Origin of the sequence: Streptomyces sp. NPDC090077, assembly GCF_044747545.1 — a bacterium.
Lineage (GTDB): Bacteria > Actinomycetota > Actinomycetes > Streptomycetales > Streptomycetaceae > Streptomyces.
The window spans coordinates 92,765-112,198 of record NZ_JBIVEG010000025.1 but is presented as its reverse complement, the minus strand read 5'-3'; the positions used below and the strand labels follow the sequence as shown (position 1 = coordinate 112,198).

Here is a 19,434-nt window from a genome sequence, read left to right as displayed (position 1 = left end):
TTGACAGGCCGACCCGCCCCGGAAAGCCGAAAGACTGCCGGGAAGCCCCCAAAAGAACGGTCACGGGGCAGAAGACGGAGGGACGGGCCCGTCAGTGACGAGACGACGGGCCGGGCGCCGGTACCCGCACGAGCGGCCGATCCGATCCCCCTGCGGAGCACCCACACGCGTCAGATCGCTACGCGCTCCTCCCGTCTCAGCGTCCGACGACCGCCCGGGGCTGATACCTGCACCAAAAGTCGATCAGAGCAGTCCAGGATGCGCAGGGGCGCGTCAGATCGCTACGCGCTTCTCGGATCTCGGCGGCCGCTGGTCGCCCTGGGCTGATACCCGCACCACAGGACGACTCAGCGGATGACGGGGCCGTTTCCGGCCCGCCAGTCGTCGAGGCGTTTGCGGATGCTGGGGACCATGGGGAGTCCGTCGGTCTCGTGGGGTGCGAACCAGGCGACCTCGAAGGACTCGTCGGATGTGCGCAGGTCGCCGCCGGTGGGGCGGGCCAAGAGACAGATGGAGAACTCCTGGCGGACTTCACCGTCGTCGTAGGCGAAGACGTGGCCGGGGTTGGTGTAGGTGCCGACGATGCCGGTGATCTCGACGGTGATCCCGGTCTCTTCGTGGGTCTCCCGGACCGCGCAGTCGCCGATGGACTCTCCGAGATCCATCTTGCCGCCGGGAAGGGCCCACATTCCGTTGTCGGTGCGGCGCTGGAGCAGCACCCGGCCGTCGCCGTCCACCACGACGGCGGAAGCCGCCGGGACGAGACTGGTCGCCGGCGGGGCGCTGGGGTCGTCTTCGTAGTCACGCCTGGGCATTGCTCTCCCTGCTGAGGCAGGCTCCCCGGCTGGGGCGGGGAGCCTGCGGACCGGTCAGCCCTTGAGCGCGCCGACGAGACGGGCGCGCTCGCGGAGTTCTCGTACGGCCCGGACGGTGCCGTGCGGGCGGAGCCTGAGGTTCATCACCTCGAAGTGTTCGTCGCCCCGGGCCGAGGACAGGGCCTCGTACTCGTCCAGGAAGCGACCCCACGATTCGCACGCGGCCTCGACGTGGCCGATGGACAGCTGCCGCTGGGCGAGGACCCCGTACGCGTGCAGGCGGCCCTGCCGCTCGTTGGCGGGCTGGAGCCTGATGGATTCGCGCAGGGTCCGTACCGAGCCTGGTACGTCCTTGGTCTCGTTCAGGACGTGTGCCACGTGGAACAGGTAGGCGGTCCGGTCGTAGCCGCCGATGGCCTCCCGCCGGTCGTCGGCGCGGGCGAGAGCCTCCTCGGCTTCCCGCAGGCGGACGAAGGCCTGCCGCCTGTCCCCGACCATGGCCGCGCCGTGTGCCTGCTGCCCGCGCAGGAACGCCACCAGGCGCGGACCGGCGGCGGGAGCCGCCTCCGCAGCCGAGTCGGCGAGTTCGAGGGCGCGCCGGCCGTAGCCCAGATTGGACGCCTGGAGGGACATGCCGCGCAGGGTGCGGCAGTAGGTGACGTGTTCCTCCGCCTCCCCGGCCAGTTTGAGTGCGGACACGTAGTAGTCCTGGCCCAGCCGGTGCTGCCGTTCGTACATCGCCATCCACCCGGTCAGGTAGACCAGGTCGGACGCGGCCGCCAGCAGGCTCCGCCGCACCGGCACCGCCGCCTCGGCCTTCAGCCACGGGCCGACGGTGTTCACGAGGAACGCCGCCGCCATCGGCCGGGCGTGGCCCGCGCCGAGTTCGTCGAGGATGCCCGCGATCCGGTCGGTCATCGCCTCCACGGCGGTCACCTGCGCCTGACCCACCCTCGTCGTCGCCTTTCCGGGCCCTATCGGGTCCGGGCTGTCGGCCCGTGCGAGGGTCGGGAACAGGGGGATGCTGAGCGCTGCGGAGAAGACACCGGCCGCGATCACGCGGCGTCGGGACGGATCCATGTCGGCCCTTCCGAGGTCTACGAGTTCCCGCACAGTGTCCGCCTCCGCCACCCCGCCCGGGGGCGTGAGTCCCGCCTCGGCGTAGGTGACGGGCCGTGCCAGCTTCCGTTCGAACGCCTCGACGATCAGCGCCCTGACCTGCGGCCTCGGCTGGTGTCCCGCCACCCACTGGGACACGGCGGGCTGCCCGTACTTGAGCTGGAGCCCGGCCTCCGCGCCGATGCGGTTCACGATCGAGGCGAACTGGCTTCTTGACCATCCGGCCTGTTCAAGGAGCGTCGACAGACCGGTGTTGGGTGTGCGTGAGCGTCGCGCCATGAGCAACTCCCCACAGGTGCATGGCTTGCATGCTTCTCCGACGCTCCAACGGTACTCGCGCAAGGGGGCGGCGCGGTTACCTCATCACACCGAGCGGGAGTTGACGCCCCCGCGCCGACGCAAGGAGCGACCCATGACCAGCCCGGACCGTCCACGCCCCCTGGCCCGGCCCGGAGTCCTGCAATGACCGACCGGTACGAGTACGTCCCCCACCGCCTCCTCCGCCGCCGCGTCCGCGACGCCGCCTCCGGCGCCGAGGGCGTCCTCATGGCGGTCATCAACGAGAACGTCTCGGACACCGGCATCGAATGCTGGATGGAGCTCGCCTACATCCGAGGCGCCTCCGGCCGCGAGTTCACCACTGCCGCCACCAACGTCGAACCGGCCCCGGACCAGCCCAAGACGGCCGTCGGTCGCCGAGACCAGAGGAGCGCGTAGCGATCTGTCGCGCCTGTCGGGTCCGTGGGCTGCTCTGATCGACTTTTGGTGCGGGTACCAGCCCCAGGCGGTCGCCGGACGCCAAGCCGGGAGGAGCGCGTAGCGATCTGTCGCGTCTGTCGGCTCCCTGGCCTGCTCTGGTCGACTTTTCGTGCAGGTAGTCGAGCCCCTGGCCCTGGGCCGGGGCTGGACGGCCTGGATGCCCGGCGGGCCGGGGCCCGGCGCCTCGCTCGTCGCTGACGGGCCCGTCCCTCCAGCCTCTGCCCGGTGACCGTTTCTTTGGGGGTTTCCCGGCAGTCTTTCGGCTTTCCGGTTCGTGCCGGTCGGTCAAGGGTGGCCGAAGGCCATCGCGTAGCGACGCGACCGCAGGGAGCGCCCTTGAGGGACCGGTGCGAACCGGAAGGACGATGGACTGACGGGAAGCCCCCAACCCTCCCTGAGACCGCCCAAGGGGCTACCGCCCACCCGGACACCGCCCCGCCCCGCCCCGCCCCCACCGCCCCCTCAGGCGGCGGCAGGGGCAAGGCCGTGCGTCAGGCTCCCGCGCCCGCCGCCGCGTCGGCGGACTGGGCCTTCAGGGCGCGCTCGACGCCCGAGCGGGACTCCGAGACCAGGCGGCGCAGGGCGGCGTTCGGCTCGGCCGAGGCCAGCCAGGCGTCCGTGGCGTCCAGGGTCGCCTGCGACACCTGGAGCGACGGGTACAGGCCCACCGCGATCTGCTGCGCGATCTCGTGGCTGCGGCTCTCCCAGATGCCCTTGACCACCGCGAAGTACTTCTCCGCGTACGACGCGAGCAGCTCCCGCTGGTCGGTCTGGACGAAGCCGCCGATCACGGCCTCCTGGACCGCGTTCGGCAGGTCGGCCGACTCCACCACGGAGGCCCAGGCCTCCGCCTTGGCCGCGGCCGTCGGCCGGGCGGCGCGCGCCGTCGCCGCGTGGCGCTCGCCCGCGGCGGTCGCGTCCCGCTCCAGCTCCGCCGCGATGGCCGCCTCGTCGGCGAGGCCCGTGGCGGCCAGGCGCTCCAGGAACGCCCACCGCAGCTCCGTGTCCACGGCCAGGCCCTCGACCTCGGCGGAGCCGTCGAGCAGCGCCGCCAGGTAGCCGAGCTGCTCCTCGGTGCGGGCCGTCGCCGCGAAGGCGCGGGCCCACGCCAGCTGGTGGTCGCTGCCCGGCTGGGCCGCGCGCAGGTGCTCCAGCGTGGCCTCGGTCCAGACAGCCAGGCCCTGGTCCCGCCACGCCGGGTCGGCGTACAGGTCCACGGCCAGCTTCACCTGGCGGTGCAGGGACTGCACCACGCCGATGTCGGACTCCTTGCCGATGCCCGACAGGACCAGCGACAGGTAGTCGCGCGTGGCGAGCTCGCCGTCACGCGTCATGTCCCAGGCCGACGCCCAGCACAGCGCCCGCGGCAGCGACTCGGTGAAGTCGCCCAGGTGCGCGGTGACGTTCGCCAGCGACACCTCGTCCAGCCGCACCTTCGCGTACGACAGGTCGTCGTCGTTGAGCAGCACGACCGCCGGACGCGTCCGCCCCGCCAGCTCCGGCACGGCCGTCAGCTCGCCGTCGATGTCCAGCTCGATCCGGTCGGTGCGGACCAGCTTGCCGCCCTCCAGGTCGTACAGGCCGATCGCGATGCGGTGCGGGCGCAGCACCGGCTCGCCCTTGGCGCCGGCCGGCAGGGCCGGGGCTTCCTGCCGCACGCCGAAGGACGTGACGACACCGGCCGCGTCCGTCTCGATCTCGGGCCGCAGCACGTTGATGCCGGCGGTCTCCAGCCATGCCTTCGACCAGGCGGTCAGGTCGCGGCCGGAGGTCTCCTCCAGCGCGCCCAGCAGGTCCGACAGGCGCGTGTTGCCGAAGGCGTGCGCCTTGAAGTAGGCCTGCACGCCCTTGAAGAAGGCGTCCATGCCCACGTACGCGACGAGCTGCTTGAGCACCGAGGCGCCCTTGGCGTACGTGATGCCGTCGAAGTTGACGAGGACGTCGTCCAGGTCGCGGATGTCGGCCATGATCGGGTGCGTGGACGGCAGCTGGTCCTGCCGGTACGCCCAGGTCTTCATGGAGTTCGCGAAGGTGGTCCACGCGTGCGGCCACTTCGAGCCCTCGGCGTAGGCCTGGCAGGCGATCGAGGTGTAGGTGGCGAACGACTCGTTCAGCCACAGGTCGTTCCACCACTCCATGGTGACGAGGTCGCCGAACCACATGTGGGCGAGCTCGTGCAGGATGGTCTCGGCGCGCACCTCGTACGCCGCGTCCGTCACCTTCGACCGGAAGACGTACTGGTCGCGGATGGTGACCGCGCCGGCGTTCTCCATCGCGCCCGCGTTGAACTCCGGCACGAAGAGCTGGTCGTACTTCGCGAAGGGGTAGTCGTACGCGAACTTCTCCTGGAACCAGTCGAAGCCCTGCCGGGTCACGTCGAAGATCGCGTCGGCGTCGAGGAACTCGGCGAGCGAGGGACGGCAGTAGATGCCGAGCGGCACGGACTGCCCGTCCGGGCCCTCGTACGAGGAGTGCACCGCGTGGTACGGGCCGACGATCAGGGCCGTGATGTAGGACGAGATCCGCGGGGTCGGCTCGAAGGCCCACACCCGGTCCTTCGGCTCCGGCGTCGGGGAGTTCGAGATGACCGTCCAGCCCTCGGGGGCCGTCACGGTGAACTGGAACGTCGCCTTCAGGTCGGGCTGCTCGAAGCTGGCGAAGACCCGCCGGGCGTCCGGCACCTCGAACTGGGTGTAGAGGTAGGCCTGCTGGTCGACCGGGTCGACGAAGCGGTGCAGGCCCTCGCCGGTGTTGGTGTAGGCGCAGTCCGCGACGACACGGAGCTCGTTGGCCCCGGCGGCGAGGTGGTCCAGCGCGATCCGCGAGTCGCGGAAGACGGCGGCCACGTCCAGCGACTTGCCGTTCAGGACGACCTCGTGCACGGCCGGTGCGACCAGGTCGATGAAGGTCCCGGCGCCTGCCTCGGCCGACTGGAAGCGCACGGTGGTCACGGACGGGTAGGTGCCGCCCTCCTGCGCGCCGCTGAGATCGAGTTCGATCTCGTACGAGTCGACGGTGAGCAGCTTCGCCCGCTGCTGAGCCTCTTCACGGGTGAGATTCGTGCCAGGCACGCGTTCATCTCCTTTGATGGTGACGTTGCCCCGCCATCCTTCCACGCGGGCCGGGCCGCCGGGCGGGAGTAATCCAGAGGCGAACACGAGGTCCGATTCCCGCCAGACCTTCCCGATCCGCCCGCGCACCCTGGACCCATGACCACCCTCACCACGCACACGCCCCTCCCCATCCCGCCCGCCGCCCTCGCCGCCCTGCGCCTGCGCGACGACGCCGGCCGCCCCTGCCTCCCGTACGAGGACCAGGAGGGCGGCGCCCCGCTGCGCTGCTGCCTGCGCCGCAGCCGGCCGGGGGAGCTGATCGCCCTCGTCTCGTACGCCCCGCTGCGCCGCTGGGCCGCCGAGACGGGCGTCGACCCGGGCGCGTACGACGAGCAGGGCCCGGTCTTCGTGCACGGCGCCGACTGCGGCGGGCCGGCCGCCGGGTCCGGGCAGCCCTTCGCGCAGGCCGGGGCCGTGCGCGCGGTCCGCCGCTACGACGCGGCCGGCCGGATCCTCGGCGGCCGCGTGCTCACCCTCCCCGAGGCCGCCGGCGAGGCGGTGGAGCAGGCGCTGGAGGAGGCCTTCGCCGACCCGGACACGGCCCTCGTCCACGTCCGCGCCGTCGAGTTCGGCTGCTTCCTCTTCGAGGTCCGCAGGCCCTGACGCGCCGGAGGGGCGGTGCCGCGACGGCACCGCCCCTCCGCTCACCGCACGGACGTCAGCCGCGCAGCTCCTCGGCCACGAGCTCCGCGATCTGGACGGCGTTCAGCGCGGCGCCCTTGCGGAGGTTGTCGTTGGAGAGGAACAGGGCGAGGCCGTTGTCGACGGTCTCGTCCACGCGGATGCGGCCCACGTACGAGGCGTCCTTGCCGGCGGCCTGGAGCGGGGTGGGGATCTCGGACAGCTCGACGCCCGGGGCGTCCTTCAGCAGCTCGTAGGCGCGCTCGACGCTGATCGGACGCTCGAAGCGGACGTTGACCTGGAGCGAGTGGCCGGAGAAGACGGGGACGCGCACGCAGGTGCCGGAGACCTTGAGCTCCGGGATCTCCAGGATCTTGCGGGACTCGTTGCGGAGCTTCTGCTCCTCGTCGGTCTCGAAGGAGCCGTCGTCGACGATGGAGCCGGCCAGCGGGAGCACGTTGAAGGCGATGGAGCGCTGGTAGACGCCCGGCTCGGGGAACTCGACGGCCTCGCCGTCGTGGACCAGCTTGGTCGCGTCGGCGGCCACGGCCTTGACCTGGCCGTCGAGCTCGGCGACGCCGGCCAGGCCGGAGCCGGAGACGGCCTGGTAGGTGGTGGCGATCAGGGCGGTGAGCCCCGCCTCCTCGTGCAGCGGGCGCAGCACGGGCATGGCGGCCATGGTGGTGCAGTTCGGGTTCGCGATGATGCCCTTGGGGCGGTTCTTGATCGCGTGCGGGTTGACCTCGGAGACCACGAGGGGCACCTCGGGGTCCTTGCGCCACGCGGAGGAGTTGTCGATCACGACGGCGCCCTGGGAGGCGACCTTCTCGGCGAGGGCCTTGGAGGTGGCGCCGCCCGCGGAGAAGAGCACGATGTCCAGGCCGGAGTAGTCGGCCGTGGAGGCGTCCTCGATGGTGATCTCGCGGCCTTCCCACTCCACGGTGGTGCCCGCGGAACGGGCCGAGGCGAAGAGCCGCAGCTCGTCGACCGGGAACTTCCGCTCGGCGAGGATGCCGCGCATGACTCCGCCGACCTGTCCGGTGGCTCCGACGATTCCGACCCTCACGGTGACTCCTTCAAATACGTGGACGCGGGCGCGCGTGAAGCCATCATGCGTTCGACCCCACGAGGCTTGTCCAATCCATTGTCCGAGGTGCGGACAGGTGTCGGGGCCGTGAACTCCCGTGACGAGTGTGTGACGGGCGTGTCAACGGGGCCTTCGGCGTCCGTTTTGCCTGGTCAAAGCCGGTTAGTTTCCGTTCAGTCGTGATCGTTATCCGGACACGGCGCACCACAGACCGAAACGCCCGCACCCTGGGGGGAAGACCACCATGCGGAACATCCGCCACCACCGCCGGTCCGTACCGGCCCTCGCCGCCCTCGCGGCGGCCGCCGTCGCCACGCCCGTGCTGCTGGCCGCCACCCCGGCCAGCGCCCACCCGCGCGAGGGCCGGCTGGCCCAGGAGCTGGTGGAGGAGGTGACCGCGCGCGGGGCCTACCGCCACCTGGCGAAGTTCCAGCAGATCGCCGACGCCAACGGCGGCAACCGCGCCGCCGGCACCCCGGGCCACGCCGCCTCGGCCGCCTACGTCCACGACACCCTGAAGAAGGCCGGGTACGAGGTCTCGTACCAGGACTTCGACATCTACGAGGCGCACACGAAGACGGAGAAGACCACCGTCCTCGGCGACCAGCCGCGCGAGCTGGCCACCGCGGCCTTCACCTTCACCAAGTCCACCCCGGCCGGCGGCCTGGCCGCCCCGCTCGCCCTCGCCCGGGTCGACGAGACCCCCGGCTGCACCGCGGACGACTACCCGGCCGGCGCCTTCGCCGGGAAGATCGCCCTGGTCAAGCGGGGTGCCTGCACCTTCGTGGAGAAGCAGCGGGCGGCCGCGGCGGCGGGCGCCGTCGGCGTGATCGTCTACAACCACAGCGGGACCACCCCGGTCCGCGGCGGGTTCTCCTCCCCGGCGGAGGGGGTCATCCCGAGCGCGGGCATCACCCTGGCCGACGGCGAGGCGCTGGCCGCGGCCGCCGCGAAGGGCGAGGTGAAGGTGCGCCTGGACCTGGACCAGGAGCACGTGAAGAAGACGACCCGCAACGTGATCGCGGAGACGAAGGGCGGCCGCGCGGACCGCGTGGTGACGGTCGGCTCCCACCTGGACTCGGTCCCCGAGGGCCCCGGCATCAACGACAACGGCTCCGGCTCGGCCGGCCTCCTGGAGGTCGCGCTCAAGCTCGCCGACGAGGGCGCCAACAAGAAGAACAAGGGGTTCGCCAACAAGGTGCGCTTCGCCTGGTGGTCGGCGGAGGAGCTGGGCCTGCTGGGCTCCGAGCACTACGTCGCGCAGCTGTCCGACAAGCAGAAGAAGGACATCGCGCTCTACCTGAACTTCGACATGATCGCCTCGCCGAACCCGGCGCAGTTCGTCTACGACGGCGACGACTCGGACAAGACCGGCGCGGGTGCCGGACCGGCCGGCTCGGCGCAGATCGAGGCGCTGATCAACGGCTTCCTCGACAAGAAGGGCAAGCCGCACGAGGGCAGTGACTTCGACGGCCGCTCCGACTACGGCCCGTTCATCGAGAACGGCATCCCGGCGGGCGGCACCTTCACCGGCGCCGAGGGCATCAAGACCGCCGAGCAGGCCAAGCGGTACGGCGGCACGGCCGGGGCGGCGTACGACCCGAACTACCACGGGGCGGGCGACAACCTGAAGAACATCGACCTGAAGGCGTTCGACACCAACCTGGACGTCATCGCCCACGCGGTCGGCACGTACGCGGAGTCCCTGCGCACGCTGGGCAAGTAGCCGGCACGACGGGGGAGCGGGGGAACACAGGAGGGGCGGTGCTCGGTCGAGCACCGCCCCTCCGTCGTGCGTTCAGCCGGTCATGCCCTTACGGGGTGACCTTGTCGATCTGGACGCTGCCGGTGCCGGCGGCGGTGCCGCGGGCGTTGAGCAGCTGGACCTGGCCGAAGAACTGACGGCCCTCGGGGGCCGCGCCCGTCACCAGGACCTTCGCCGAGACCGGCGCGGAGGCACCGTTGGCGAGGTTGACCGTGGCGGCCTCGTCGACCTGGACGGAGCCCAGGCCGGCCGAGAAGTACACGTCGCGGTAGTCGTACGTGGTGGTGCCGGCCGGGACCGCGTAGCCGATCACCTTGATGGTGTAGGTGCCGGCGGCGGGCTTGACCAGGCTGACGGACTCGTCGGAGTCGCCGTCGGCGGAGGAGCCGACCTTGACGCCGTCCTTGTAGACCTCGAGGTCGAGGTCGGCGGCGGTGTCGGAGGGCTTGTTGATCGCCACGTCCAGGCGGGCGGCGCCCTCACCGACGGTGACCTCGGTGGTCTTGGTCTCGCCGGCGGCGATGGTCGGCTTGTCGACCTTCGCGGAGCCGAGCGGGCCGCCCTGGAGCTTGCCGCCGGAGATGGCGGCGGCGTCGTTCTTCACGGTCCACTGGACCGGCGCCGGGGTGCCCTGCTTGACCTCGGGCAGGACCTTGACGGCCGGGTCGAAGGCCGCGCCGAGGACGGAGACGTCCAGCTTGAACGGGTTGTCGAGCAGCGGCGACGTGCGGCGCGACTCGACCTCGATCTCCCAGACGCCCGGCTGCGGGTCGGTGTACGACCGCAGGTCGGGGCGGCACTGGTTGGCCGGGTTGTCGTAGTTCGGGTAGCACTGGGTGGTCGCGCTGTCCTCGACGCCCGTGCCGTACGGGTGGATCGAGATGAAGCGCGTCTGGCTGCCCGCCGCGAGCCCGCCGAGGGCGACCTCGAGGGTCTTGGCGCCCTGCGGGACGGTCACGAAGTACGACTTGTGGCTGTTGCGCTGCACGGAGGACTTGTCCGACAGCGTGAAGGACGGCTTCGCCAGCGGGGTGGAGGCGACGACCGTGGCCAGGATCTGCTTGTCGACGCCCTCGGTGGTGGGGTCGTCGAGCTGCAGGATGCCGCTGTGGACACCGCCCGACTTGACGTTGGCCTCGACCTTGATGGTGACCGGCTTGTTCAGCGGCAGCGTGACGTAGTCGTAGCCGCCACCGCCGACGACCTTGAAGCTGCCGTCGTTGTTGCGCCAGCTGATGTTGTGCCGGGTGCCGTACTTGACGCCCGTGGTGCGGGTGACGACGACGTCGTAGACCTTCTTCTGGCCGACCTTCAGGCCGCCCTCGCGGTCGTAGAGGCCGGTGCCGAAGCCCGGGGTCTTCAGGAACTGGTCGAGCGCGGTGTCGACGGGGGCCTTGACCGTGAACTCGTTGGCCTTGGCGCCGCGCTGGATGGACTCCCACGCCTTGGGGATGTCGATGAGACCGGCACCCTGGGCGTGCGCCGGGACGTCGTCGATCTTCTTGGCGGTGCTGGTGAGCGCCACGCGCAGGTTGGCCGGGGGCAGGGCGATCTTCGCCTGCTTGGCGGCCGAGATCAGCAGGGCGCTGGCGCCCGCCGCCTGCGGCGAGGACATCGAGGTGCCCTGGAGCATGCCGTAGCCGGCCGGGAGGTTGTAACCGGCCTCCTTCACGGGCGCGCCGGGCAGCCAGGTCTGGATGGTGTTGATGGCCGCGCCGGGGGCGGTGATGGTCGGCGTGAACCCGCCGTCCTCACGCGGACCGCGCGAGGAGAAGGGGAACATGTTGTACTTCTTGGTCACGCCGGAGCCGTAGTTGGCGGCCCAGGTCTCCTTGGAGACCGCGGCACCCACGGAGATGACCTTGTCGGCGAGGCCGGGGTCGCCGATGGTGTTGACGCCCGGACCCTCGTTGCCCGCCGAGATGACGAGCTGGACACCGTAGGTGTCGATGAGGTTCTTGTAGAGCTCGGAGCGGGCGTTGTTGCCGTCGTTGAGCGCCGGCAGGCCGCCGATCGACATGTTGACGATGTCGACGCCGCGGTTGACGACGAGGTCGATCATGCCCTCGGTCAGTGCGACGTTGGTGCAGCCGCCGGACCAGGAGCAGGCGCGGGAGGAGACGAGCTTGGCGCCCGGCGCCTGGCCGTTCATCTGGCCGCCGAACAGGCCGTTGGCCGCGGTGATGCCGGCGACGTGCGAGCCGTGCTCGGACTCGATGATGCCGATGTTGACGAAGTCGGCCTTCTTGCCGACCCAGTCGCCACCGAGCGGGTCCATCTTGACGTCCTTGCGGATCTCGATGGTGAAGGGGATCCGCTCCGCGACCTCGGTCGCCGGGTTGTCCGTGCCGAAGTAGCCGATCTGGTAGCCGTCCTTGTACGGCTTCATCGGCTCGTTGTTGGTGAAGTCGCCGTCCTGGTCGGTGTCGACGCGGACGGTGCCGGCGGCCGGGTCGTAGAGCATGCCGAACCGGTCGGTGGTGTCGCCGTCCCGGTTGACGTCGCCCTTCATGTCGCCGTTGGCGGTGATCGACTCGCTGAAGCGGCTCCACTGGAAGGTGCCCTCGGGGGCCTTCCAGCTCTGGCCGCCGGCGGTGAAGGCGCCGCCCGCGGAGGTGACCGGGGTGATCTGGGCGCGCCAGGTCCCGTCGTTGTCCGTGATCGGGTCGGTTGCGGTCACCCAGTCGACGATCTTGCGCTCGCCGGTGGTGGTCTTCTGCAGCGCGGGGTGGCTGACGTCGACGCCCGAGTCCATGATGCCGATGGTCACGCCACGGCCGTCGGCCTGCGGGTTCTTCTTGAGGAAGTCCAGCGAGCCGGTCTCGAACGAGGGGTTGTACGGGTTCTTGGCCGGGGTGTTCTTGTCCGGCGCCGGGTACGTCTCGGCGGCGGTCTTCCTGGCCGAACCGTCCTTGCTGGCCTCGGGGCGCGGGTCCGGCAGCTTGATCTCGTGCCGCAGGTCCATGCCGTGCACGGACTCCAGCTTGGCGGCCGCCTTGAGCGCGGCCTCCGCCTTGTCGGTCGGCAGGGTGGCGCGTACGTAGCCGAGCTTGTCGTACGTCTGGCCGACCGAGGCGCCCTGGACGGCGTCGAGCTGGTCGGTGACCTGCTTGGTCTGGCCGGGGGCGGTCGCGACCATGACGGTGACGGTCGCGTCACCCTTGGCCTTGGCCTCCTGGAGCAGTTCGGCGTCCGCCGAACCGAGCTTCTGGTCCGCGGACTTGACCGGGGCGGTCGTCCACGGGTCGTCGGCGGAGACCGCCGCGAAGGCGGGGACGGCGCCGGTGGCGCAGAGGGCGGCCACCAGGCCCGCGGCCGCCGCGACGCGGGCCGCGCGCCGCGTGCCGGGTATGGCCCCGGTGGTGGAGCTGGGGGAGTCGAGGGTCATCAGCATCCCTGGCTAAGTGAAAGATACGGTCCGGATTTCGGTGCCGGATGACCGGTCAGCTTTGCGCAAGTGACAGCTGTTTGGGGAGAGTTGTTGTTTACCGAGACCTGACATGGCGGGTTCCCGTCAGCGCGGAGCATCCGCCACCGGGGACATGCCGGGGCAAGCCGGGGCGACTCGCAGTGCCCGGTGAGTTGATTTATCGACTTTCCGACCCTCTTGAGGGGAAGGATCGGCCTTCCGTCTCACGACCGGTGTGACAGATTCCGACCGTTCAGCGCTCGCGCGTGCGCGCGTAGTGCCGCGAGGCCTTGGCGCGGTTGCCGCAGGCGGCCATGGAGCACCAGCGCCGGGTGCCGTTGCGCGAGGTGTCGTGGAAGTGCAGGACGCAGGTCTCCGAGGCGCACTTGCGGATCCGGTCGGGCGCGGTGGCCAGCAGGCCGAGGTAGTCGCGGGCCGCCGTCCAGGCCGGACCCCAGGAGGGGTCGGCGAACTCGGCCCGCTCGCCGGGCCCTTCGGCGGTGAGGGTGGCGCGGATCCGGCCGTGCTCCAGGACGGAGTCCACCAGGGAGCGCGCGCCGTCGTCGGTCGGGTCGGCGACCGCGCGGGCGATCGCCTCGCGCGCGGTCAGCAGGTGGACCAGGGCCGCCTTGTCGGCGCGGAAGCGGTCGGCCAGGCCCGCGCCCTCCAGCCAGAGGGCCAGTCCCTCCAGCCGGCTCAGTCCGGCGGCCCCCGCGAAGAGGTCGGCGATCTCGCCGTCCCGCATCCAGCGCGTGTTCAGCAGGTCGAGGGAGACCGGCTCGCCGGTCAGCGGACGTGGGTCCGTGGTCGGTGCCGTCATGTCCGCCTCCTCGCGCCGCTAACCCCTCAAGGGTACGTGACCGGTTGACGGACTCGGCGCTAACCCTTAATCTCGATGTAGAAGGTTAGAACCTCAGGGCTCGGAACTCCGGGCCCCGCACCCTCGGGGAAGGGAACCCGCATGTCGACCACCGCCACCACCGGCACGCTCCGCACCGGACACGTCGGCCTCAACGTCACCGACCTGGACCGGTCGCTCGCCTTCTACCGCGACGCCCTCGGCTTCGCCCTGCTGGGCGAGGGCAAGGAGGAGGGCCGCAGGTTCGCCTTCCTCGGCCGGGACGGCGAACTCGTCCTGACCCTCTGGCAGCAGGCGGAGGGCCCGTACCGGCCGCAGGCCGCCGGGCTGCACCACCTGGCGTTCTCGGCCGGTGCGATCGAGGAGGTCCGGGCGTACGAGGAGCGGCTGCGCGGCCTCGGCGTGGACTTCGCGTACGAGGGCGTCGTCGCCCACCGCGAGGGGGCCGCCTCCGGCGGGATCTTCTTCCACGACCCGGACGGCACCCGTCTGGAGATCTCCGTGCCCGCCGGGGCCGAGGGTGCTCCCGCCCCCACGGCGGGTGCTCCGACCTGCGGATTCTTCTAGGAACTCAAGGATTGGGGGCCGTCATGGGCCGGTACCACCAGGGCTCGCTGGCCGTACAGGAACGGGTCGGCGTACGCGAGCTCGCCGAGCACGTCGGCCGCTCCATCGGCGCGGACATCCGCGACGTCGCGGCGGCCTTCCTCGCCCAGCAGCCCCACCTCGTCGTCGGCGCCGCCGACGGCGCGGGGCGGCTGTGGGCCTCGCTGCTCACCGGCGCGCCCGGCTTCGTACGGGCCACCGGGCCGGACCGCATCCGGGTCCTCGGGGGCCTCCCGGACGGCGACCCGCTGGCCGGGGCCCTGGCCACCGCCGGCACCCGGGTCGGCACCCTCTCCCTCGACCCGCGCACCCGGCGCCGGATGCGGCTCAACGGGACCCTCGCGGTGGCGCCCGGCGGTTTCGCCGTGGAGGCCGAGCAGGTGTTCTCCAACTGCCCCAAGTACCTCCAGAAGCGGCAGCCCCTGGAGCTGGTGGCCGACGGGCCCGGTGTCGTGCACCGCGGGGAGGCGCTCACCCCCGGCCAGCAGCGGGCCGTCCGCGCCGCCGACACCTTCTTCGTGGCCACCACCGCCGAGGCGGACGGGGCCGACGCCAGCCACCGGGGCGGGATGCCGGGCTTCGTGGAGGTGCTCTCGCCGACGGAACTGCTCTGGCCGGACTACGCGGGCAACGCGATGTTCCTGACCCTGGGCAACCTGGCCGCCGACGAGCGGGCCGGGCTGCTCTTCCCCGACTGGGAGGGCGGCGGGCTGCTCCAGCTGAGCGGGCGGGCCCGGACCGAGTACGGCCCCGGCGGGAGCCGGGCCGTGCGCTTCCGGGTGGAGGCGGTGGTGGAGGCCCTGCATCCGGGGCGGCTGCGCTGGAGCACCCCGGAGTACTCCCCGGCCAACCCGCCTCACCGCGGCAGTACGACCAGGTAGGCGGCGGGCTCGCGGTCGTCGGACGCCGTCAGGGCGGTCCGGACGACCGCCGCCTGCTGCTCGGGCCAGTCGCGCAGCTTGCGGGGGGTCAGGTACAGCACGGTCACCCCGAGGCGCTCCAGGGTCTCCCGCTTGCGGACGGCCTCCGACCAGTCCTCGTCCTCGCCCTGGCGGGGCGCCCGGGTGTCGATCTCGATGGCGACGGCCTGCTCGGGCCAGTACGCGTCGACCCCGCCGAGGTGCGGGCCGCCGGGCAGCCGCAGGTCCACGTTCCAGACGGGCTCGGGGAGCTCGTAGCCCCGTACGAGCTGGTACAGCCGGTCCTCCGCGATGGCCCGGCCCTCCGCGAGGAGGGACTCGACGGCGTCGACCACGTGCGGCCGGTTCAGCAGCCGGGCCACCGTCAGCTCCCGTACGACGGCGGCCGGTTCGCAGTGGCCGGCGCGCACGGCCTCGCTGAGGATGCGGCGCACCGTGCCGGCGTCGGAGACCTGTCCGACGGCGTCGGCGACGGCCCGCGCCACCGGGGCCACCGGCAGCCCGGTCACCTCGACGGGGCGGGGCGGGGTGTGGGAGCGGACGATGCGGACGTCGCCGGTGGAGCGCAGCCGGCGGGTGTTGGGGACCAGCACGTCGATGTGGGAGAGCGCGAGCAGGTCGGGGGTGGCGGAGAACCGGTAGAGCGCGAGGGCGGCCAGCCCGGTGATCATGACCTCGCCGCTGCCGCGCCGGCCGGCGTACAGCAGGGCGGCGTGCAGCCGCTCCTCGCTGGTCGCGGGGCCGGAGTGGAGCAGGAACACCCCGGGGAGCAGCTGCTGCCAGGGCCGCCCGGCGGCCTCGGAGGCGCTGACGCCGTGCTCGCGCAGCTGGGCGAGGGTCAGCACGCGGGGGCGGCTGGCGGTGAGGTGGGCGAGGGGGAGGGGTGCGTTCTGGTTCATGACGCGGTGATTCCCTCAGGCCATGGCCTTGCTAACCCCTGTTACACGCCCGTCGACAAATCCGGACAAGCCGGGGCTAAAGTACGGGCGTTCGAGTGCCGAAAGGGGCCTCGCCCTCTGATCACCCTATGACCTCACAGGTACCGCCGAACGCGTGACGGCGCGAGTGTTTCCCCCGTACCCGGCGCCGACAGGGGCCCCGGGCAGGGAGGGGAGAACACGATGCGCATCCTCAAGACCGCGCTGGCCGCCGTTGCCGTCGTCGGCGCGGTGCTGGCCACCGGAACGCCGGCGGGAGCCCAGTCGACCGCCCCGTCGGAGAGGTCCGTGGAGCAGCAGGTCCAAGGGCTGCTGCAGTACAACAAGGGCGCCAAGCGCGTCGGCACGGACACGGTCCAGCTCGCGCCGGGCGTGAGCGTCACGGTCGCGGACGCCTCCCGGGCCGTCCCCGCGGACTGGTTCAACTGCGACAGGGGCTGGCTGTGCCTCTGGGAGGACTCCAACATGAACGGCGCCCGCATCAACTTCACGGATTGCCGCAGGGAGAACCTCGGGAGCTACCGCACCGACAAGGGCTATACCTGGAACGACCGGGTCACGTCCTACAGCAACAACCAGTCCGGGAACGTGCAGTCGAAGTTCTACGACAACGGCACCCACGTCCTGACGGAGGGGGCAACGGGTTACCGCCGCAACCTGTCCTACGACAAGGACATCAACGGCAATCACCTCAACGACCGCATCGACGCCGTCCAGGTCTGCTGAACCACCCCACCACGGGGGGCGGCAGGGTGCGGGGCCGCCGGCCCGCACCCTGCCGGACGGTGGGTCAGCCCGCGGCCGTGTCGCAGGCCTGGCCGCGCAGGGCGCGGGCCAGGTCGTCGCGGGACTCCAGCACGAGCCGGCGCAGTGCGGGGGCCGCGTCCGGGCGGGCGGCGAGCCAGGCGTCGGTGGCGTCGACCGTGGCCCCCGCGTCCTGGAGCATCGGGTAGAGCCCCTTCACCACGTCGATGCCGATCTGGATCGAACGCTGCGCCCAGACCCGCTCGATCACCTCGAAGTAGCGCTCCGTGTAGCCGGCCAGCAGCTCCCGCTGCGAGGACTGCTGCATCCCGGAGATGGTGGCTTCCACCAGCGCGTTCGACAGCGCGTCCGACTCCACCACCGCCGCCCACGCCTGGTCCTTGACGGCCTCCGACGGACGGGCCGCCAGGCACCGCACCTGGTGCCGCTTGCCCGAAGCCGTGTCGTCCCGGGTCAGCTCGGCCTCCACCGCCGCCTCGTCCACCGCGCCGTGCGCCACCAGCGGCAGCAGGAAGTCCCAGCGCAGCTCCTGGTCGACCTCCAGCCCGTCGATCCGGGCCGTGCCGTCCAGCAGGCCCAGCAGCAGCTGGAAGTCGCCCTCCGTCGCCGCGCTCGCCGCGAAGAACCGGGCCCAGGTCAGCTGGTGCTCCGACCCCGGCTCGGCCAGCCGCAGCTCGTGCAGTGCGCCCGCCGCCAGGTCCCGCCCGGTCTGCTCGCGGCGCGCCGCGGGCGTGTAGAGGGTCACCGCGCTCAGCGCCTGCGCGTGCAGCTGCTGGAGCACGCCGACGTCGGTCTCCCGGCCCGCGTGCGCCAGGACCAGCGAGACGAAGTCCCGCGCCGGCATGAGCGCGTCCCGCGTCAGGTTCCACAGCGCCGACCAGCACAGTGCCCGCGCCAGCGGGTCCGTCAGGTCGCCCAGGTGCCCGCGCAGCGCCGCCAGCGAGGCCTCGTCGAAGCGGATCTTGCAGTAGGTCAGGTCCTCGTCGTTGACCAGGACCAGGTCCGGCCGCTCCAGCCCGGCCAGGTCCGCGACCACCGTCCGGGCGCCCGCCACGTCCGCCTCGGCCCGTGCGTAGCGCACCAGCGACCCGTCCGCCTCCAGCCGGTACAGGCCCACCGCCACCCGGTGCGGACGGAGCGGCTCGCCCTCCTGGACCACCGCCAGCTCGGTCAGCCGCCCGGCCGCGTCGGAGGTCACCACCGGCGTCAGCGCGTTCACGCCCGCCGTCTGGAGCCAGGCCTGCGACCACTGCGCCATGTCCCGCCCGGAGACCTCCCCGAGTACCGACAGCAGGTCGTCCAGGGTGGTGTTCCCGTACGCGTGCGCCTTGAAGTAGCGCCGCGCGCCGTCCAGGAACGCGTCCCGGCCCACGTACGCGACGAGCTGCTTGAGCACCGCGGCGCCCTTGGCGTACGTGATGCCGTCGAAGTTCAGCTTGGCGTCCTCCAGGTCACGGATGTCGGCCGTGATCGGGTGCGTGGACGGCAGCTGGTCGGCCCGGTAGGCCCACGCCTTGCGGCTGTTGGCGAAGGTGACCCAGGCCTGGTCGAAACGGGTGGCCTCGACGAGTCCGAAGGAGCCCATGAAGTCCGCGAAGGACTCCTTCAGCCACAGGTCGTCCCACCACTTCATGGTGACCAGGTCGCCGAACCACATGTGCGCCATCTCGTGCAGGATGACGTTCGCGCGCCGCTCGTAGGAGGCCTGCGTGACCTTCCCGCGGAAGATGTACTCCTCGCGGAAGGTCACCATCCCCGGGTTCTCCATCGCGCCGAGGTTGTACTCGGGCACGAAGGCCTGGTCGTACTTCCCGAAGGGGTACGGGTAGTCGAAGATCTCGTGGAAGAGGTCGAAGCCCTGCTTCGTGACGAGGAAGACGTCGTCCGCGTCGAAGTGCTTCGCGAGCCCCTTGCGGCACATCGCGCCCAGCGGGATGGTCAGGTCCCCGCGCGTGTAGGTGTCCGTGACGTAGTGGTACGGACCCGCCACCACACAGGTGATGTACGTGGAGATGGGCGCGGTCTCGGCGAAGCGCCGGGTCTGCCCCTCGCGGGACTCCTCCGCGCCGTTGCTCCACACCTGCCAGCCCTCGGGCGCGGTCACCTCGAAGCGGTACGGCGCCTTCAGGTCGGGCTGCTCGAAGTTGGCGTAGACCCGGCGGGCGTCCGCGGGCTCGTACTGGGTGTAGAGGTAGACCTCGCCGTCCTCCGGGTCCACGAAGCGGTGCATGCCCTCGCCGGTCCGGCTGTAGGCGCAGTTCGCGTCGACGACCAGGACGTTCTCGGAGGCCAGCCCCTCCAGCGCGATCCGCGCCCCGTCGAAGACGGCGGCCGGCTCCAGCGCCCGCCCGTTGAGGGTGACGGAGTTCACGGAGGGGGCGATCAGGTCGGCGAAGGAGGACGCGCCGGGGGCGGCGGCCCGGAAGCGCACGGTGGTCACCGAGCGGAAGGTGCGGGGGCCCTCGGCGGGTTCGGCCTCGTCCACCGCGGACCTCAGGTCGAGGACCACCTCGTACCCGTCGACGGACAGCAGCTCGGCCCGCTCGCGGGCCTCGTCGCGGGACAGGTTCTCTCCGGGCACGTTGCACTCCTTCGTGCGTGATCTCGGTCTTCGCTGGAATCCTCCCACGGGGAATGCGGGTGGTTCCGGCCTGGTTG

At 71.6% G+C, this 19,434-nt stretch carries 14 protein-coding genes; 6 read left to right on the top strand and 8 right to left on the bottom strand.

Annotation, left to right across the window (positions count from 1 at the left end; genetic code table 11):
- Nucleotides 1-347: 347 nt before the first annotated feature.
- The gene (locus tag ACIPW5_RS31050; protein WP_401251969.1) at nucleotides 348-815 is read right to left on the bottom strand and encodes an NUDIX hydrolase; all 468 of its coding nucleotides are present in this window, start codon (nucleotides 813-815) and stop codon (nucleotides 348-350) included.
- A 54-nt stretch (nucleotides 816-869) separates the two neighbouring features.
- Nucleotides 870-2,213 carry a hypothetical protein gene (locus tag ACIPW5_RS31045; RefSeq protein ID WP_401251967.1) on the bottom strand — a complete coding sequence of 448 codons (1,344 nt, stop codon included), beginning with the start codon at nucleotides 2,211-2,213 and terminating at the stop codon, nucleotides 870-872.
- 183 nt (nucleotides 2,214-2,396) lie between these two features.
- Here ACIPW5_RS31045 and ACIPW5_RS31040 point away from each other — a divergent pair, with 183 nt between their 5' ends.
- Complete coding sequence (locus ACIPW5_RS31040; RefSeq protein WP_401251964.1) at nucleotides 2,397-2,651, top strand: hypothetical protein; 255 nt, start codon at nucleotides 2,397-2,399, stop codon at nucleotides 2,649-2,651.
- Nucleotides 2,652-3,184: 533 nt separating this feature from the next.
- Here ACIPW5_RS31040 and pepN (ACIPW5_RS31035) read toward each other — a convergent pair.
- On the bottom strand, nucleotides 3,185-5,764 hold the full coding sequence (pepN, locus tag ACIPW5_RS31035; protein ID WP_401251961.1) for an aminopeptidase N: 2,580 nt from the start codon (nucleotides 5,762-5,764) through the stop codon (nucleotides 3,185-3,187).
- A 138-nt stretch (nucleotides 5,765-5,902) separates the two neighbouring features.
- Here pepN (ACIPW5_RS31035) and ACIPW5_RS31030 point away from each other — a divergent pair, with 138 nt between their 5' ends.
- A complete protein-coding gene (locus ACIPW5_RS31030; RefSeq protein ID WP_401251958.1) occupies nucleotides 5,903-6,409 on the top strand; it encodes a DUF1203 domain-containing protein in 507 nt (168 codons plus the stop codon).
- 55 nt (nucleotides 6,410-6,464) lie between these two features.
- Here ACIPW5_RS31030 and ACIPW5_RS31025 read toward each other — a convergent pair whose 3' ends face one another.
- Nucleotides 6,465-7,493: an aspartate-semialdehyde dehydrogenase gene (locus tag ACIPW5_RS31025; protein WP_401251955.1), complete on the bottom strand. Its 1,029-nt coding sequence runs from the start codon at nucleotides 7,491-7,493 to the stop codon at nucleotides 6,465-6,467.
- Between the two features lie 265 nt (nucleotides 7,494-7,758).
- On the opposite strand from ACIPW5_RS31025, the gene ACIPW5_RS31020 reads away from it, so the two are divergent.
- Nucleotides 7,759-9,240, top strand: coding sequence for a M28 family metallopeptidase (locus tag ACIPW5_RS31020; protein WP_401251953.1), 1,482 nt, complete (start codon nucleotides 7,759-7,761; stop codon nucleotides 9,238-9,240).
- Between the two features lie 88 nt (nucleotides 9,241-9,328).
- Here ACIPW5_RS31020 and ACIPW5_RS31015 read toward each other — a convergent pair whose 3' ends face one another.
- Both ACIPW5_RS31015 and ACIPW5_RS31010 read right to left on the bottom strand, forming a co-directional pair.
- Nucleotides 9,329-12,667, bottom strand: coding sequence for a S8 family serine peptidase (locus ACIPW5_RS31015; RefSeq protein WP_401251951.1), 3,339 nt, complete (start codon nucleotides 12,665-12,667; stop codon nucleotides 9,329-9,331).
- Between the two features lie 274 nt (nucleotides 12,668-12,941).
- Nucleotides 12,942-13,508, bottom strand: a complete 567-nt coding sequence (locus ACIPW5_RS31010) for a CGNR zinc finger domain-containing protein (protein ID WP_401251949.1) — start codon at nucleotides 13,506-13,508, stop codon at nucleotides 12,942-12,944.
- A gap of 141 nt (nucleotides 13,509-13,649) precedes the next feature.
- On the opposite strand from ACIPW5_RS31010, the gene ACIPW5_RS31005 reads away from it, so the two are divergent.
- Both ACIPW5_RS31005 and ACIPW5_RS31000 read left to right on the top strand, forming a co-directional pair.
- Complete coding sequence (locus tag ACIPW5_RS31005) at nucleotides 13,650-14,114, top strand: VOC family protein (RefSeq protein WP_401251946.1); 465 nt, start codon at nucleotides 13,650-13,652, stop codon at nucleotides 14,112-14,114.
- Nucleotides 14,115-14,137: 23 nt separating this feature from the next.
- Nucleotides 14,138-15,034 carry a pyridoxamine 5'-phosphate oxidase family protein gene (locus ACIPW5_RS31000; RefSeq protein ID WP_401251943.1) on the top strand — a complete coding sequence of 299 codons (897 nt, stop codon included), beginning with the start codon at nucleotides 14,138-14,140 and terminating at the stop codon, nucleotides 15,032-15,034.
- On the opposite strand, the gene ACIPW5_RS30995 is transcribed toward ACIPW5_RS31000, so the two are convergent.
- Nucleotides 15,010-15,972 carry a hypothetical protein gene (locus tag ACIPW5_RS30995; protein ID WP_401251940.1) on the bottom strand — a complete coding sequence of 321 codons (963 nt, stop codon included), beginning with the start codon at nucleotides 15,970-15,972 and terminating at the stop codon, nucleotides 15,010-15,012. The genes ACIPW5_RS31000 and ACIPW5_RS30995 overlap by 25 nt on opposite strands.
- A 222-nt stretch (nucleotides 15,973-16,194) precedes the next feature.
- Between ACIPW5_RS30995 and ACIPW5_RS30990 the strand changes: the two genes are divergently transcribed.
- Complete coding sequence (locus ACIPW5_RS30990) at nucleotides 16,195-16,737, top strand: peptidase inhibitor family I36 protein (RefSeq protein ID WP_401251937.1); 543 nt, start codon at nucleotides 16,195-16,197, stop codon at nucleotides 16,735-16,737.
- A 64-nt stretch (nucleotides 16,738-16,801) separates the two neighbouring features.
- Here ACIPW5_RS30990 and pepN (ACIPW5_RS30985) read toward each other — a convergent pair whose 3' ends face one another.
- A complete protein-coding gene (gene pepN, locus ACIPW5_RS30985; RefSeq protein WP_401251934.1) occupies nucleotides 16,802-19,357 on the bottom strand; it encodes an aminopeptidase N in 2,556 nt (851 codons plus the stop codon).
- Between the last annotated feature and the right edge of the window lie 77 nt (nucleotides 19,358-19,434).

Excerpts from the sequence above, each read along its gene's own strand:
- ACIPW5_RS31045 (WP_401251967.1), bottom strand. The coding sequence starts at position 2,213 with ATGGCGCGACGCTCACGCACACCCAACACCGGTCTGTCGACGCTCCTT.
- ACIPW5_RS31015 (WP_401251951.1), bottom strand. The coding sequence starts at position 12,667 with ATGACCCTCGACTCCCCCAGCTCCACCACCGGGGCCATACCCGGCACG.
- ACIPW5_RS30990 (WP_401251937.1), top strand. The coding sequence starts at position 16,195 with ATGCGCATCCTCAAGACCGCGCTGGCCGCCGTTGCCGTCGTCGGCGCG.
- ACIPW5_RS31030 (WP_401251958.1), top strand. The coding sequence starts at position 5,903 with ATGACCACCCTCACCACGCACACGCCCCTCCCCATCCCGCCCGCCGCC.
- ACIPW5_RS31000 (WP_401251943.1), top strand. The coding sequence starts at position 14,138 with ATGGGCCGGTACCACCAGGGCTCGCTGGCCGTACAGGAACGGGTCGGC.
- ACIPW5_RS31005 (WP_401251946.1), top strand. The coding sequence starts at position 13,650 with ATGTCGACCACCGCCACCACCGGCACGCTCCGCACCGGACACGTCGGC.
- ACIPW5_RS31040 (WP_401251964.1), top strand. The coding sequence starts at position 2,397 with ATGACCGACCGGTACGAGTACGTCCCCCACCGCCTCCTCCGCCGCCGC.
- ACIPW5_RS31010 (WP_401251949.1), bottom strand. The coding sequence starts at position 13,508 with ATGACGGCACCGACCACGGACCCACGTCCGCTGACCGGCGAGCCGGTC.
- ACIPW5_RS31050 (WP_401251969.1), bottom strand. The coding sequence starts at position 815 with ATGCCCAGGCGTGACTACGAAGACGACCCCAGCGCCCCGCCGGCGACC.
- ACIPW5_RS30995 (WP_401251940.1), bottom strand. The coding sequence starts at position 15,972 with ATGAACCAGAACGCACCCCTCCCCCTCGCCCACCTCACCGCCAGCCGC.
- ACIPW5_RS31020 (WP_401251953.1), top strand. The coding sequence starts at position 7,759 with ATGCGGAACATCCGCCACCACCGCCGGTCCGTACCGGCCCTCGCCGCC.